This window comes from Saccharothrix sp. S26 (genome assembly GCF_021390395.1).
In the GTDB taxonomy this organism is placed as follows: domain Bacteria; phylum Actinomycetota; class Actinomycetes; order Mycobacteriales; family Pseudonocardiaceae; genus Actinosynnema.
In genome coordinates this window covers 60,285-74,947 of record NZ_JAJUWT010000031.1, presented here as the reverse complement: position 1 = coordinate 74,947, position 14,663 = coordinate 60,285, and the positions used below count along the sequence as shown (strand labels likewise).

The following is a 14,663-nucleotide window of genomic DNA, read 5'->3' as shown; positions in this document are numbered from 1 at the left end:
GTGTGACGTCCGACACGAAGCGCAGCCGGATGCCGGTGGGCGTCAGCGGACCGGCGCCCTCCCGGCGACGAGCAGCTCGGTGTTGCGGTCGGTCGGCGCGCCGACGGCGTCCGGGTTCGCGTGCGGGTCGTTGAACGCGAACTCGCGGGCCAGCGACGCCAGGCCGCGCGGGGAGGAGTCGTCGTAGTCGACCTGGTACGGCGCGTCGCCCTCGACCAGGGTCGTGAACAACGACAACGTGCCGTCGCCGTTGTCGGCGAGCTCGATGATCCTGGCGTGCTGCGGGTGGTCGACGTGCGCGGCCGTGTTGATCTCCCAGAACGCCCGTTCGCCCGTGCCGTGCGGCACGATCCGGTTCTCGTGGGTGTGGCCGTTGACCCAGGCCACCACGTTGGGGAACCGGCCGAGCAGGTCCACCAGCGCCTTGCCGTCCAGCCGCGGGTCGAGCGGGCGGCGGCGGTCGGGCAGGACGTTGCCCATCGTCCAGCTCGTGTGGTGGCTGAACAGGATGAACAGCTCGTCGGTGACGTCCTGGCGGTGCGGGAAGCCGAACGCGTCGTAGTAGCGGGAGCTGCCTCGCCGCAGCGTGCGCTCCAGCCACAGGTACTGGTGCAGGCCGATCGAGCCGTCGGCGAAGCCCGCGGTGGTCGTGGTGTCGAGGCTGACGCCGGTGACGCCGGGCGCGATCGGGAACGTGTAGAAGACGTCCACGCCGTCGGCGTTGTCCTCGGTGAAGCCGTGGCCGTGCGGGCCGGGCCCGGTGTGGCGCGGGTCGAGGTGGGCCTGGACGAACTCGGCCGTGGTGAACGGGCGGCGGCGGGCGTCCGGGGTGACCGTGCGGACCAGCCCGCCCTCGGCGACGACGGCCGCCGCGTCCAGCACGTGCGCGGGGTCGGTCATGGCGCGGGCGAGGCGGGCGGCTTGCGCGTCCGAGAAGCCCATGACCTTGCGGTTCGAGGTGTAGAGGCCGTCGATCAGCTGCAGGCCGTCGGGCAGGGAGCCGACCACGCTGTCGTCGTGGTTGCCGAACGTGCAGTACCAGGGGATGGCCAGGCCGGGGCTGTCGAACGGGCGGATGGCGGCGTCGAGCAGGCCGGGCAGGTGCGGGAAGCCCTTGGCCTTGTAGTCGTCCAGGAGGGTGGAGCCGGGGTTCCAGTAGGTCTTCACGCCGGAGTCCTGCACGCCCTCGTAGCGGGTGGGGTCGCCGGTGTTGGCCGTGATCCGGCCGCCGTTGAGGACGGTGAGGAACCAGTCCAGCTCGACGAGCTCGTGGTTGTCGGTGTTGTCGCCCGTGGTGACCATGAAGTCGACCGGGCGGTTGGTGAACGGCCCGGTGCGGATGGCGTTGACCTTGCGGACCAGCGCGGTGGACGTGTGCTGGGCCAGCGTCTCGTGCGCGCGGAACGCGCCGGCGCCGAGCAGCGGGTGGGTGTACTCGAAGCGGGCCGGGCTCTGCGCGTCGACCATGTGCATGTCGGTGAACTGGACGAAGCAGGCGAGCGGCGTGCGCCGATCCGCCCGTCCCGCGCCGGGCGGGGCGAGGTCGGACCGCACCACCAGCGGCCACCCCGGCCCGGCCTGCAACCTCCGGTAGCCCGTGCCGACCGCCGTCGCCGCCTCGTCCAACGTCGTGCCCGTGGTGGCCGCCCAGGCGGGCCCGCCCCACAACAGCCCGACGCCCGCCGCACCCGTCGCCTGGAAGAAACGCCGCCGGCTGATCCCCATCGAACGCCCCCTGTCTCGGTTAGTGAAAACTTCTCACGAACCGTGGAGCGGGTCACGAACCCGGGACGAAGTGCGGCCGAACGAGCGAAGTCGATCGTCGGGTGGATCGGTTCCGTTGCGGCGCAGAGCTTTCAGCCGCCGCGGACGACCGTGACCGGCGCGTGGCCGGACCAACCCCGAAGTCAGGCCCTCGGCCAGTCGAAGCTCACGGTCACCGGCGCGTGGTCGGACCAGCGCTCGGCATAGGTGGCCGCGCGCTCGACCACAGCGGACGTGGCCGCAGCCGCGATGCCCTCCGTGGCGACGTGCAGGTCGATGCGCCAGCCGGAGTCGTTGTCGAACGCCTTGCCGCGGTAGGACCACCAGGTGTACGGGCCCGTCACGTCCGGGTGCAGGGAGCGGACCACGTCGACGTAGCCCGCCTCGCCGAAGACGCGGTCCAGCCAGGCGCGCTCCTCCGGCAGGAAGCCCGACGACTTCTGGTTGGTCTTCCACGCCTTGAGGTCTTCCGGCCGGTGGGCGATGTTCCAGTCGCCGCAGACCAGGACCTCGCGCCCGTCGGCGGCGGCCTTCTCGCGCAGCTCCACCAGGTACGGCAGGAACGCGGCCATGAACCGGTCCTTCTCGTCCTGCCTCGGCGTGCCGACGTCACCGCTGGGCAGGTACAGCGACGCCACGACCACGTCGGCCAGCTCCACCTCGACGTAACGCCCCGAGTGCTCGAACTCGGCCACCCCGAACCCGATCCGCACGGCCCGCGGCGCCTCGCGCGTCAGCACCGCGACCCCGTTGCGCCCCTTGACCTCCGAGTACGCGTGGGCCACGTGCCAACCTCGCGGCGAACGCACCTCGTCCGGCAGCTGACCCGGCTCGGCCCGCACCTCCTGCAGGCACACGACATCGGCCGACGTGGCGGCCAGCCACTCCAGGTAGCCCTTCTTCGCGGCGGCGCGCAACCCGTTGACGTTGATCGTGGAGACAGTCAGCACCGCGGCAGCCTAACGGCGATCCGCCACGGCCCAGCCGTACGGGTACTCGGCCCCGCAGCCCGTGCACGACGCCGACAACCCCAGCATCAGCACCAGCGGGCTGCTGCCGCCCGGCGACGGCACCCCCGCCACCTCGTGCCCGTCCACCACCGCGCGCAGACCCGGCCACTCCGGCTCGCACGCGCAGGTCACCACGTCACGCCGGAACGACCGCCACTTGAAGAACACCCGTCCATCACATCACGTGCAGCCGCTGTCCGAGGTGGGTGCCACGAACTCGTTCTTCACCCAACGCCCGTCGGTCAGCAGCCGGAAGCCGTTCTCGACCCTCGGCTCCGCCCGCACCACCGCGTCACGCGGCATGGTCGCCACGATCGGCTGGGTGTCGGCGGGCCCGGAGCGCACGTTGAGGATGTCCGCGATCACCGTCACCTTGCACTCGCGGGCGGCGACCTCCTCCACCCCGAGCTTCTTGCCGTCGTTGGCGACGTACATCAACCCGGCCGCCGCGAGCACACCCACGACGACCATGCCGCGCACCGGAATCCCGAACATCACGCCTCCCGACACCTCTGCCGAAGTGCAGATATAGCGCGTGCGGGGTGGCCGTGGACCGGCCGCGGGCACTTTCCACCCCACCGGGGAACCGGACGGGTGACACCACTACGGAAACGGATCAGGGGACCGCCCGGAGGCAGTCCCCTGATCGCGCGAGCCGAAGGGCAGGCGTCAGCCGGCCATCTTCTTCTGCAGGTTCTCGTCCAGCGTGCCGAGGAAGTCCTCGGTGGTCAGCCACTCCTGGTCCTTGCTCACCAGCACGGCCAGGTCCTTGGTCATCCGACCGCTCTCGACGGTCTCCACGATGACCTGCTCCAGCGTCTCCGCGAAGCCGGTCACCTCCGGCGTGCCGTCCAGCTTGCCGCGGTGCTTCAGGCCACCGGTCCACGCGAAGATCGACGCGATCGGGTTGGTGGACGTCGGCTTGCCCGCCTGGTGCTGGCGGTAGTGCCGGGTCACGGTGCCGTGCGCGGCCTCGGCCTCGACGGTCTTGCCGTCCGGCGTCATCAGCACCGAGGTCATCAGGCCCAACGAGCCGAAGCCCTGCGCGACCGTGTCGGACTGCACGTCACCGTCGTAGTTCTTGCACGCCCAGACGTAGCCGCCCTCCCACTTCATCGCGGCGGCCACCATGTCGTCGATCAGGCGGTGCTCGTAGGTCAGGCCCGCCGCGTCGAACTGCGCCTTGAACTCCTCCTCGAACACCCGCTGGAAGATGTCCTTGAACGCACCGTCGTACGCCTTGAGGATGGTGTTCTTGGTCGACATGTACACCGGGTAGTTCCGCTGCAAGCCGTACGAGAACGAGGCCCGCGCGAAGTCCTCGATGGACTTGTTGAAGTTGTACATGCCCATGGCGACGCCGCCGTCGGGGCCGTAGTTGGCCACCACGTGCTGGATCGGCTCGGAGCCGTCCTCGGGCGTGAACGTGATGGTCAGCTCACCCGCGCCGGGGACCTTGAAGTTGGTCGCCTTGTACTGGTCGCCGTGGGCGTGGCGGCCGATGATGATCGGCTTGGTCCAGCCCGGCACCAGCCGCGGGATGTTGGAGATGATGATCGGCTCGCGGAACACCACGCCGCCGAGGATGTTGCGGATCGTGCCGTTGGGCGAGACCCACATCTTCTTCAGGCCGAACTCCTCCACCCGCGCCTCGTCGGGCGTGATGGTGGCGCACTTGACGCCGACGCCGTGCTTCTTGATGGCGTGCGCGGCGTCGATCGTGACCTGGTCGTCGGTCGCGTCCCGGTACTCGATCCCCAGGTCGTAGTACTCGAGGTTGACGTCCAGGTACGGGTGGATCAGCTTGTCCTTGATGAACTGCCAGATGATCCGCGTCATCTCGTCGCCGTCGAGTTCGACGACGGTCCCCTGAACCTTGATCTTGCCCATACTCCGGGCGCTCCTCTCGCGACAATGCAAGCAAGACAAGCGTACTGCTATGTCGGGTCGCTTGCCTCCACCAGGGCGGAAAAAGGGAACGGCGTCACATCCGCGCCGACACCGCGGGCCGCCGGTGGCACATGGGTTCTCGGGTCCAATACAACCAGCACCGCCGTCGGCCCGCCGCACCGGGAGGCACACCGCGACACTCGAACACGCGTTCGCGGATTGCGCCCTGCTCCCCCACCCGTCCGGCTAACCTCGGACCCGTACGAGTGATCAAGGGGGCAGCGTTGTCGACGGGTCCGACCCACGCCATGAGCGGTCTGCTGGCCTGGGCGGCGGTGACCGCGATAGCCGAGAACCACCCCATCGGCCAGCTCACGCCGCAGAGCTGGGCGGTCGGCGCGGTGCTCGCCACCGGCGCCGCGCTGCTGCCCGACCTCGACCACCCGTCCTCGACGATCTCGCGCACGTTCGGCCCGGTCAGCGCGGGTGCGTCGGCCCTGATCAACACGGTGAGCTCGTTCGTCTACCGCACCACGCGCACCCGCAAGGACTCCAACCGCGACGGCGGGCACCGCGGCCTGACGCACACGCTGGCGTTCGCGCTGGCCGCCGCCGTCGGCACGACCGCGGTGGTGCAGCAGTCGCAGAAGTGGGCGCTGCCCGCGCTGATGTTCGTGTTCGCGGGCCTGGCCGTGCGCGGGATCATGAACGACTGGTGCCCGCAGAAGGACGCCCTGCTCATCACCGGCGCCTCGGCCGCCATCACGGTCGCGTGCGTGGCCTGGACGGCGCAGACGCCGGCCAGCGCGGCGGCGTGCGGGGTGGCCGTGGGGGTGGGCTGCGTGGCCCACTACCTGGGTGACGCGATCACCGAGCAGGGCTGCCCGATCCTGTGGCCGATCCCGTTGATGGGCAAGACGTGGTTCCCGGTCGCGCCGCCGAAGATCATGCGGATGAAGACCGGCGGCACGGTCGAGATGGCGATCGTCGGCCCGCTGATCACGATCCTGAGCATCTGGCTGTCCGCCGCCGCGCTGCAACGGGCGGGCGCGCTGCCGTTCCTCGAGAGCTTCGACCTGCTGCCGATCTAGATTTCGGATGACGGCCATTCGGCGGCTACACAACATCACCCGATCGGACTAGCCTCCTCCGAAATCCCGTCCCGCGCCGATCGCGCCGAGGAGGAGTTCGTGCCCCACCCCACGCACGACAACGTTGTCGAGGCCGCCGGATGACCACCTGGCTCGGGCTCAACGCCGGTCACCGGGACCGGGCGACCGCGGACCGGATCGCGGTGTCGTTGTACGAGACCCTGCTGTTCCACGCCCAGCTCGTGTGCGTGCACGAGGTGGAGGACCGGCACGCGATGTCGTTCCGGCTCGCCGACCAGCCGTCGGAGAACACCGTGTCGACGCTGATCGAGCGGGGTTACGGCGTGGCCGTGCACGACGGCTCGCTGCGGCTGCTGGCCGGGCCCGAGGAGCTGACCAGGGGCGCGCTGCGGGCGGCGTTGGCGCACCGCGACCGGCGGGAGGGCCGGGCGCTGCGGTTCCCCGGCCAGCGCACGCTGCGCGGCCGTTACGGCGTCTCGGACATCATCGCGTTCAGCGCGATCGAGGAGGTCCTGCCGCACGGCACGAAGAGCGTGGACGCGCGCGGCGACCTGCAACCGACGTTCGTCAACGGCCGGTTGGTGCTGCACTGCGGCTAGGGGCGCTCAGCCCGGGTGCGCGCCGACGGTGTCCCTGATCTCGGCGCCGAGGCTGTCCGCGCAGTGGGCGCAGCAGAAGAACCGGCCCTGCACCTCGACGCCGTGGCCGAGGATGCGGCAGTCGCAGTGCTCGCAGCGCGGGGCGAGGCGTTGGATCGCGCACTCGAAGCTGTCGAAGGTGTGCACGCCACCGCCGACCGTGCGGACCTCGAAGGCCATCCAGTAGTCGTTGCCGCAGACGTCGCAAGTCGCCATGGCCGAAGACTGCGCCGGTCGGCGGACACCGGCAACTCGGACCCCGTGCGGGGCACGGTGGTCGACCGAGCGGACCAGGCCGGACTCGAACCGGCGTCCTCCCTCCCGGGGGAGGGCGCGTCAACCACTGCGCTACATGGTCCCGAGCCGGGCCGGATTCGAACCGGCGTCCTCCCTCCGCGCAGGAGGGCGCGACAACCACTGCGCTACCGGGCTCCCGCCCAACACTAACCATGACCGCGGCCCCGGAGACAGGGCCGCTAAGGTCTGCCCTCGTGCGCGGAGTCGACTACTACGAACTCCTCGGGGTCGGCCGCTACGCGTCCGAGGCGGAGATCAAGTCCGCTTACCGCTCCCTGGCCAAGGTGATGCACCCCGACGCGGGCGGGTCCTCCGGCACGTTCCGGATGCTGCAAGAGGCATATGACACCCTGCGGGATCCCGCGCGCCGGCGTGACTACGACCGCGGTTGGACGTTCACCCGTCCGGGGGCACGACCGACGTCGCCGACCCGCCCGCCGCGCTCCGGCCGGACCGGTCGGTTGCGCAACTTCGGCGAGGATCCCGACTTCGTACCCCCGAAGCCCGCGGTGGACCTCGGCGGCCTCGCGTGGTGGCACCTGGTGGACGTCGGGCAGCGCGTGCGGTACGTACCGGCCGCCGGTCCCGGGCACGCGCCCGCGTTGGCGGCCGTGTGCGGCTGGTTCTTCCTGCTGCTGCCGGTGGTGGTGATCGACTTCTCGCCGTTGGCGCTGGGCGTGTGGCTGCTGCTGGTGGCCGCCGCGGCGACGGCGGCGTTCCGGTTGGTGCGGCGGTACCTGGCGGCGGTGCGGGCCGACCGGGCGTTCACCGCGGACCACGACACCGGCGTGGTGCACGGGACCACGGACGACCGGGTCTGCGAACGGCTCACCGCCGACCTGCTCAGCCAGTACCTGACCCGGCTGCCCGGCGCGCGGATCTTCCACGGCCTGGCCTGGCCGGGCTCGGTGTTCGCCGACGTCGACCACGCCGTGCTGTGCGGGCGCAGGCTCGTGCTGATCGAGTCCAAGTCGTGGCTGCCGGGGCACTACGAGGCCGAGGACGACGGCACGGTGTGGCGCAACGGCCACCCGTTCCGGGGCGGCGGCATGCGGATGCCGCGCAGCCTCGCGGTGTACCGGAAGCTGTTGCCGTGGCTGGACATCCGCACCGCGCTGCTGATCTACCCGAGCCGTGACGGCGTGGTGACCACCGAGGAGCCGGCCGACGCCGTCGTGCCGCCGATGACGCCCGCCCAGTTCGTCGAGGAGATCGGCGACTGGCTGGCCGAGGACCCGGCCACGGTGGACCGGGAGGCGTTGCGCCTGCTGATCGCGCAGGTCGTGCCGATCTCGCGGGGCTAGGTCGCGGGTCCGCGCCGGAGGACCGGTCAGCCGAATGGCGCATGTGGCGGCGGGCGATCGCGGGCCACTTTCGGCGGACCCACGGGAAGAGTCGCGGATGAGGCTGGGCCACGCCGCCGTGCTCGCGCCCGCGCGGTTCAACCACCCGATCAGGGCAGCCGAACGTGCCGCGATGCCGGACCACCTCAGCGGCGGCCGGCTGGAGTTCGGGCTGACCGCTCCACCGCGCCGGAGTGGCGGCTGTTCGGCGTCGACCCGGCGGACGTGCGGCGGCAGACCCAGCAGGTCGTGATCGGGCAGGTGTTGCAGGGCGACGACGTCGCGCCTGAGGAGATCTTCGAGGCGTTGAACGAACAGGACTCGCTGATCGTCGGCAGTCCCGAAACGTGCCGCAAGAAGCTGCGCGTCCACGCCGACCTGGGCATCGACCGCCTGATGGCCTTCCACCAGGTGGGCAGCCTGAAGCACGAGGACGTGGTGCGGAGCCTGCGCCTGATCGGCGACCTGATCCCCGAGTTCGACGGGTGGGCGTGCGGGGTTCGGTGCGAGGATGGGGCCCATGCCGAAGAAGCTGCGCCTGACCGGTGACCCGGCGGCGGACAAGCTGCTAAGCGAGGACCCGTTCGCGCTGCTCACAGGCCTGTTGCTGGACCAGCACACTGTCTGATGTATGACTAGCCCATGGAGCAGTCAGACCGGGTCCGCAGGGCTCACTGGGGCGACCTGAAGGGCCTCCACCTGGCGGGCCTGGTCCGCCTCTCGTTCGAGCTGGGTCACGACGACCCACACCCCAACGTCCGCCGCCTTCCCCTGTCCGGCAAGGACATCAGAGGCCGGGACGAGCAAGAGAAGGACTGCCGGACCTACGTCGAGTCGCGCGGCGGCACCTACATCCACACGTACGTCGAGCCGGACACCTCAGCGTGGAAGCGCCGCCGCGTCTACATGCCGGACGGCTCCTACGCCTACCGCGTGGTCCGTCCGATCTTCGAAGGTGCCCTGGAAGACCTGAAGCGCGGCACCACCCCATCCGGTGACCGCCTCGACGGCTTGGTCGTCTACGACATCGACCGCCTGACTCGGGACAACCGCCACCTGGAAGACGCCATCGAGGTGGTCGAGCACTTCGGCCGCCCGATCGTGGACATCACCGGCACGCTCGATCTCCTCACCGACAACGGCCGCACAGTGGCCCGCATCGTCGTGGCGACGAACAACAAGCAGTCCGCCGACACAGCCCGCCGAGTCCGCCGCAAGCACCGGGCGTTGGAACTGGCGGGCATCCCGACCGGTGGCCGCCGCCCGTTCGGCTGGAACGACGACAAGCGCACCGTCAACGAGGCCGAAGCCGACCTGATCAGGAAGTCGGCCGAACGCATCCGGAAGGGCGCGCCCCTGGCCGCGATCGTTAACGACTGGAACGACCAAGGCGTGACGACCCCGCTGGGCAACAAGTGGACCAACCAGACGGTCAAAGTCGTCTTCCGCAACCCAAGGCTCTGCGGCTACCGCTCCCGCAACGTACGTGAGATCAACCCGGAGACCGGCCGGGAGGCGCACCGGGTAGAGATCGTCAGCAATGAGGCGGGCGAACCGGTCATCGGCCAGTTCAACCCGATCCTGACCGTGGACGAGTGGAACGCCGTAACGGCCGTCATCGGTAGCCACGCCATCGCAGGCCGAGGCAAGAACACCAGGACCTACCTCCTGACCGGCACCCTCCGCTGCGGCAAGGAGAACTGCGGCGCGAAGTTGCGATCACTCAAGGCTCATGGCTCACGCGTCAAAGACCCGAACCGCTTCTACTACACCTGCGAGTCGAAGAACAAAGGCGGCTGCGGTGGAGGCGTGAGCATCCCCGGCAACGAACTGGACGAGTGGGTGACTGCCGCCGTCATCCGCAAGTACGAACTGGAAGCAGAACGCCGCTCCGCCCAGACCACCCCCGAAACCTGGCCGAACGAGTCCGAACTAGCCGAAGTCCGAGCCGACCTCTCAGAACTGGCCAAGGCCCGCAAAGCCCGCCAAATCTCCGCCGCCCGCTACTTCGCCATGCTCCCCGATCTGGAGCAGCAGGAGCGCGCCCTCCTAGCCGACCAAGAACGCTGGCGAGCCAAGACCGCCATCACCCAAACCACCAACGCCACCATCCGAGCCGACTGGGACACTTACCCCCTGGCCCAGCGGCGTGCCTACATCGAGGAGACTCTAGCCGCAGTCATCGTCTACCCAGCCAACGGCCGCCGAGGCTTCCACCCCGACCGCATCGAACTAGTCTGGCGAACCTGATCAGTTCAACTGCGAGTAACGATCACCTTTCTTAAATGGAACACCGAGACAGTAGACCAGTCCGGTCTGCAAGATCCAAGGACCACTCCTATTAAATTTAGTGGTGTGCCTACGATGATAGAAATGTACATATCCAGCGTCGGGGTTCCAATTCCCTATCGCACCCTGCAGGAAGAGGTACTCGGCAAAGTGTCCGGTAGTGATAGTTTCACTCACTCCAGCCTTCTCAAGAGACTTTTCCAGCTCCCCATAAGTAAAGACATGCGCCGGCAGTGAACCTAAAATCTGCTCTAGGGCATCAATAACCGCATCGTCAAGCAATCCAGTCGACTCGGAAATAATTTCCAATAGCAAGTTCTCGGAAGCAAATTTATCGGCAGCGTCGCGCACCTGACCCGAATCCAACTTGACCCCGCGTATCGCATGATTCTTGATTTGCTCAAACAGCAAGGTCATATCACGGGGAGTGTACCTGGTAAATTGGAGAAGGTACCCGGGAGACTTGAAGGTTCGCTTACCTCCAGCAACCTTCACCACTGGTGGCAACATCGACAACAGTGCCATTTTGGACACTTCCGCTTTTTGGGCCAAGTAGTCCCAAAGAAGAACTTCAGTAGGATTGTTAGACTCGGCACCCCAATCCATATAGATGCCACCGTCGGCAGCAATTTTTGCGGAATCCGAAAAGCGAACTCGCCTAAATACGTCACTCCGACACATCACTAGCAAGAAGATATGCTTGCTACCAGAACCTCGCAGACGCCTCCTAACACCGTCGACGACTCGAACCAACGCCGCCACAGTTTGCCAGTATGCTGGATTGTCCGCAATGGCCTTGTCCAATCCGTCAATAGCCAGTAAATGACGATTTGGAGTAATAGCCGAGATCACAAGATCCAATACCGCGTCTGCGACTTGACCTGGACTCAGGGTTTCCGCCTCAGTTGACTTTGATTCGATAGAAGCGATACGAGGAACGGACACACCCCCTTTGCGTTCCCGAACACGCCGCAGGACCTGCGGATAGTCGTCAGAGGCCAGTCCGGCTTGCCGTAGCTCTTTAATGAATTTTTGAACTTGTGGGTCATTATGGAGACTACAGGCCGGGTCTTCAACTAAAGAATCCAGGAGACGCACACCAAGAAAGAGTCGCCAAGCCATGTCCGTTGGCGAGTTAACTTCTTTTGACACCAAACCGCTATCAAGCCCGGTCAAAGGACTTTGAGTACGATTCAGTTCGTCAAAATCGACAAATGTGTCGAATACGGCGTGATCGCCCAGCTCTTTTTTCCATCTAAGCGAAACATACAGCGCGGCCGCACTCTTGCCCGCCCCCTTCGGGCCAAGGATCAGAAACTTCTTATGATCCAGGATCAAGCTTGGAAGATCCCATCGATCAAGATACGTCCGCATGAACCGGTCCGGGTCAGAGTCGACGTCATTGACAGCGTCAGCAGCACCAAAGTACAGATTATCAATGTAAACCATCGACTCCCACCTCCGCTTGACCTGTTTCGTGCTATCTATGCTTGCATAGTACCGTCATGCATGCGCAACATGCAGAGTGGACCGACCACTTCAGTGTCCAATTCGAAGTACTGTCAGGTACTGTCCAACTGTGTGACCTCCGGAAGGCCGTTGTCCGAGCAGACGCGCTGGACTATCCACGGCGAACGCCTAGTAGATGACACCCGCAAGCTCAACGTCAGCATCGCCCACGTAGAGCTACCCGACGGCGTGCACTTCGAGCAGTGGGTCCTGCGGATGCCCAAGGCCGTGATGACGCTTGTCCTGGACGACGCCCGCGAACACGTCCTCATGATCTACCGCCACCGCTGGATCATGGACCGCTGGACCTGGGAACTACCCGGCGGCTACCTCGACCCGGACGAAGACCCCGCCGACTGCGCCATGCGCGAGGCCATCGAGGAAACCGGTTGGAAGCCCCGCAGCGTCGAGCTGCTGACCACCTTCCAGCCGCTCACCGGCACCGCCGACTTCGAGAACCTGATCTACGTGGGCCACGGAGCCGAGGACACCGGCCAACAGGCCGACATCAACGAGGCCGAGCGCGTCGCCTGGATTCCCCTCGCCGACATCAAGGACATGCTCGCCAACGGCGAGATCATCGGAGCCGCCGCGCAGATCGGCCTGCTACACGTTCTGGCCTTCCGCTGACCCGACGATCCCCATAGCCCGCATCTCCACCAGCAACTCCTCAACCGCCGGCTCCCGTCTAAAGGGCGCCAGCCGAGCAGCCACGTCCGCGAGGTATCTCACCGTCCGCACCGAGTTCAGGTTGCCCGCCATCCTCAGCGCCGAGAACCCGACCTCAACCGCTTCCTCGACCCGCCGCTGATCGACCAGGATCGAGGCGAGCAGCGCCGTGTTGAACAGCCGCCCCCGCTCGTACCCCTCGGTCATCTCCAACGACCGACGAGCGAACCCCTCGGCCTCATCCGGCCGCCCGAGATCCCGGAAGGTGTGCGCGAACTTCGCCGCCAAGTACGCCGCGTCGAAGTAGCTCAGCCACTCCGGCACCACCGAGCCCTCAGCTCCGGAGAACAACGCCTCAGCGTCGCGCAGCGCCGCCACCGCTCCCTTGGAGTCGTGCTGCAACGCGAGCCCATGCGCCTCCATCACCGCGGCTTCCGCCTGGAGCACCCCGAGCCCGGTCCGCGAAGCGTTGTCCCGAGCCCCACGCGCCAGGTCGACCGCCACCAACGGCGACCGGAAGAACGCCGCGTGATGACTCATCCCGGCCAGCATCTCCGCAGCTAGAGCGTCGTCACCCACGTCCTTGCACAACTGCAACGCCAATCGCAGGTGCTTGCGCCCGGCCTCGACGTCCCCCATGTCGTACGCCATCCACCCGGCGAGCTGGTTCATCTCCGCAACAGCCCCGGACAGCTCCCGCCGCACGCCATCCCGAAACCGCCCGGCCCGCAGCAGCGGCACGCCCTCAGCCACCAGGTACTGACTCACCGTAGACCGCGCGTGCCCACCACCGAACCGGTTGTCGAGCAGTCGGAACGTCCGCGTCATCGCCCGCAACGTCTCCACGTCCGGCGGCCCCACGACCCGATCCGTAGCAGGCTCGGACGCACCCACCGTGAACCATCCGAACGACCGGCCCCGCCGCTCGCCCGACGCCACGATCGGCGACGAGGTGAACCGGAACCACAACAGTGCCTCAGGCACCCTCAGCGCCCGTGCCCACCGTTCGAGCCGCACCAGGTCGCTCGGTGCGGGCGTGCGTTCGCCTTCCAGATGCGACACCTGCGGCTGCGACATGTAGAGCCAGCGCGCGAGCCGAGCCTGAGTCAGCGGCGGGTTGTGGGCGTACCGGTAAGCCTTCAGAACCCGTCCGAAATGGCGAGAAGCGAACGCCGCCCGGAACTGCGGCGTCGCCCAGAACTCGACCGGTTTCTCTGGCGCGTGAACGACCTGCGCCTCTCGCCGCGCGCAGGCCGAGCAGTGCGACGTGCTGTTGTCAGCCGCCAGCCGAGCCCCGCACCCCCGGCAGTCCCGGCGGTTCTGCCTTGCGCCCATCACCACCCCTGACCTGCTCCTCAACCCGAGTGTAGCCACGCCGACACGCACCGACCTGCGGATATCGGTGATGCCGATATCCCATCCACGAACGTGGTGCACCGAGCACGAGAAGTCCCGCATCGTCGTGATCAGGACAACGACGGAGGGAGTCTGGGAATGGCCTTCTACGTACTGGCGCACCCGGAACAGCACGCGTCGGCCCCACTGGTCGAGCAGACGTCGGGACAGCCGAACCTGATCGCGGAAGTGGGTGATTCGCAGATCGCCGTGCAGGTGGCGAACCACCCGGACGGCTTGAAGATGGCCGCCGCGTTCGCCTGGAACCTAGCCAAGGCCGCCACCGAGTTCGCCACCCGGTGCCAAGAGCTGGCGATGAGCCAGGGCACCGACGCCTACGGCAAGCACGCCGAGTTCACCGGCTGACGCTATGACCCCGGAGGACGTGAAGGGCCTGCTCACCTACGGCATGTACGTAGCCGCGTGCGCCGTCTGGTCATGCGTGGCCCTTTACGCCCTCACCTGCGGCATCCACGCCCTGTGGCGACGGCACCGAGCCCGAGCACAGGCCCGCCGGATAGCCGCAGAGATCGCCGACACGGTGGCCGCCATCCAGGCCCGCCACCACGAGCAGCATCCGCAACCCGGAGCCTCGACAGACGACCGCAGCACGAGCACTCACCAGCGCTGAACACAACACCAGGCCACGGCCAGCGATGCGGCACATGATCCCTGAAACCAGCACGAGGGCCTGCCCTCACGGGGTGCCGCAGAGAACCCGCTTGAACACTTCCTTTCACACACATC

17 protein-coding genes, 2 tRNA genes and 1 pseudogene are annotated in these 14,663 nt (G+C 67.3%); 10 read left to right on the top strand and 10 right to left on the bottom strand.

All coding sequences use genetic code 11. The features are described 5' to 3' along the window. Nucleotides 1-42: 42 nt before the first annotated feature. From LZG04_RS37940 to LZG04_RS37920, 5 genes are all read right to left on the bottom strand, one after another. Nucleotides 43-1,725: a TIGR03767 family metallophosphoesterase gene (locus LZG04_RS37940; protein WP_233826479.1), complete on the bottom strand. Its 1,683-nt coding sequence runs from the start codon at nt 1,723-1,725 to the stop codon at nt 43-45. Nucleotides 1,726-1,907: 182 nt separating this feature from the next. Beyond that, the gene (locus LZG04_RS37935; protein WP_233826476.1) at nt 1,908-2,714 is read right to left on the bottom strand and encodes an exodeoxyribonuclease III; all 807 of its coding nucleotides are present in this window, start codon (nt 2,712-2,714) and stop codon (nt 1,908-1,910) included. Nucleotides 2,715-2,723: 9 nt separating this feature from the next. Beyond that, complete coding sequence (locus LZG04_RS37930; protein WP_233826474.1) at nt 2,724-2,942, bottom strand: hypothetical protein; 219 nt, start codon at nt 2,940-2,942, stop codon at nt 2,724-2,726. 12 nt (nt 2,943-2,954) lie between these two features. Then, nucleotides 2,955-3,269: a hypothetical protein gene (locus LZG04_RS37925; protein WP_233826472.1), complete on the bottom strand. Its 315-nt coding sequence runs from the start codon at nt 3,267-3,269 to the stop codon at nt 2,955-2,957. Between the two features lie 174 nt (nt 3,270-3,443). Beyond that, nucleotides 3,444-4,664 (bottom strand): NADP-dependent isocitrate dehydrogenase, encoded by a 1,221-nt coding sequence (locus tag LZG04_RS37920; RefSeq protein ID WP_233826470.1) that lies wholly within the window; start codon nt 4,662-4,664, stop codon nt 3,444-3,446. 284 nt (nt 4,665-4,948) lie between these two features. On the opposite strand from LZG04_RS37920, the gene LZG04_RS37915 reads away from it, so the two are divergent. Then, on the top strand, nt 4,949-5,755 hold the full coding sequence (locus tag LZG04_RS37915) for a metal-dependent hydrolase (protein ID WP_233826468.1): 807 nt from the start codon (nt 4,949-4,951) through the stop codon (nt 5,753-5,755). Nucleotides 5,756-5,895: 140 nt separating this feature from the next. Further along, the gene (locus tag LZG04_RS37910; protein WP_233826466.1) at nt 5,896-6,375 is read left to right on the top strand and encodes a hypothetical protein; all 480 of its coding nucleotides are present in this window, start codon (nt 5,896-5,898) and stop codon (nt 6,373-6,375) included. A gap of 6 nt (nt 6,376-6,381) precedes the next feature. Here the strand turns inward: LZG04_RS37910 and LZG04_RS37905 are convergent, their stop codons facing one another. From LZG04_RS37905 to LZG04_RS37895, 3 genes are all read right to left on the bottom strand, one after another. Further along, the gene (locus tag LZG04_RS37905) at nt 6,382-6,630 is read right to left on the bottom strand and encodes a Prokaryotic metallothionein (protein ID WP_233826464.1); all 249 of its coding nucleotides are present in this window, start codon (nt 6,628-6,630) and stop codon (nt 6,382-6,384) included. Nucleotides 6,631-6,700: 70 nt separating this feature from the next. Continuing rightward, nucleotides 6,701-6,773, bottom strand: a tRNA-OTHER gene (locus LZG04_RS37900). Further along, nucleotides 6,774-6,847: transfer RNA gene (locus LZG04_RS37895), tRNA-Arg, on the bottom strand. Between the two features lie 58 nt (nt 6,848-6,905). Between LZG04_RS37895 and LZG04_RS37890 the strand changes: the two genes are divergently transcribed. The 5 genes and pseudogenes from LZG04_RS37890 (at nt 6,906) to LZG04_RS37870 (ending at nt 10,304) form a co-directional block, all read left to right on the top strand. Then, on the top strand, nt 6,906-8,015 hold the full coding sequence (locus LZG04_RS37890) for a DnaJ domain-containing protein (RefSeq protein ID WP_233826456.1): 1,110 nt from the start codon (nt 6,906-6,908) through the stop codon (nt 8,013-8,015). A 97-nt stretch (nt 8,016-8,112) separates the two neighbouring features. After that, the gene (locus tag LZG04_RS37885; protein WP_233826454.1) at nt 8,113-8,307 is read left to right on the top strand and encodes an LLM class flavin-dependent oxidoreductase; all 195 of its coding nucleotides are present in this window, start codon (nt 8,113-8,115) and stop codon (nt 8,305-8,307) included. Continuing rightward, nucleotides 8,304-8,603 (top strand): hypothetical protein, encoded by a 300-nt coding sequence (locus LZG04_RS37880; RefSeq protein ID WP_233826452.1) that lies wholly within the window; start codon nt 8,304-8,306, stop codon nt 8,601-8,603. Before LZG04_RS37885 ends, LZG04_RS37880 begins: the two co-directional genes overlap by 4 nt. Further along, nucleotides 8,575-8,670 (top strand): annotated as a pseudogene (locus LZG04_RS37875) (Fe-S cluster assembly protein HesB); the annotation flags it as partial. The gene LZG04_RS37880 and the pseudogene LZG04_RS37875, both read left to right, overlap by 29 nt. A 26-nt stretch (nt 8,671-8,696) precedes the next feature. Next, nucleotides 8,697-10,304: a recombinase family protein gene (locus LZG04_RS37870; RefSeq protein WP_233826450.1), complete on the top strand. Its 1,608-nt coding sequence runs from the start codon at nt 8,697-8,699 to the stop codon at nt 10,302-10,304. On the opposite strand, the gene LZG04_RS37865 is transcribed toward LZG04_RS37870, so the two are convergent. Beyond that, nucleotides 10,305-11,792, bottom strand: coding sequence for a P-loop ATPase, Sll1717 family (locus LZG04_RS37865; RefSeq protein ID WP_233826448.1), 1,488 nt, complete (start codon nt 11,790-11,792; stop codon nt 10,305-10,307). It lies immediately after the preceding gene. A 150-nt stretch (nt 11,793-11,942) separates the two neighbouring features. Between LZG04_RS37865 and LZG04_RS37860 the strand changes: the two genes are divergently transcribed. Next, the gene (locus LZG04_RS37860; protein ID WP_233826446.1) at nt 11,943-12,482 is read left to right on the top strand and encodes an NUDIX hydrolase; all 540 of its coding nucleotides are present in this window, start codon (nt 11,943-11,945) and stop codon (nt 12,480-12,482) included. Here the strand turns inward: LZG04_RS37860 and LZG04_RS37855 are convergent. Further along, complete coding sequence (locus LZG04_RS37855) at nt 12,459-13,979, bottom strand: helix-turn-helix transcriptional regulator (RefSeq protein ID WP_233826444.1); 1,521 nt, start codon at nt 13,977-13,979, stop codon at nt 12,459-12,461. The genes LZG04_RS37860 and LZG04_RS37855 overlap by 24 nt on opposite strands. A 36-nt stretch (nt 13,980-14,015) precedes the next feature. On the opposite strand from LZG04_RS37855, the gene LZG04_RS37850 reads away from it, so the two are divergent. Further along, complete coding sequence (locus LZG04_RS37850) at nt 14,016-14,282, top strand: hypothetical protein (RefSeq protein WP_233826442.1); 267 nt, start codon at nt 14,016-14,018, stop codon at nt 14,280-14,282. Nucleotides 14,283-14,286: 4 nt separating this feature from the next. Continuing rightward, nucleotides 14,287-14,547 carry a hypothetical protein gene (locus LZG04_RS37845; protein WP_233826440.1) on the top strand — a complete coding sequence of 87 codons (261 nt, stop codon included), beginning with the start codon at nt 14,287-14,289 and terminating at the stop codon, nt 14,545-14,547. Nucleotides 14,548-14,663 lie beyond the last annotated feature (116 nt).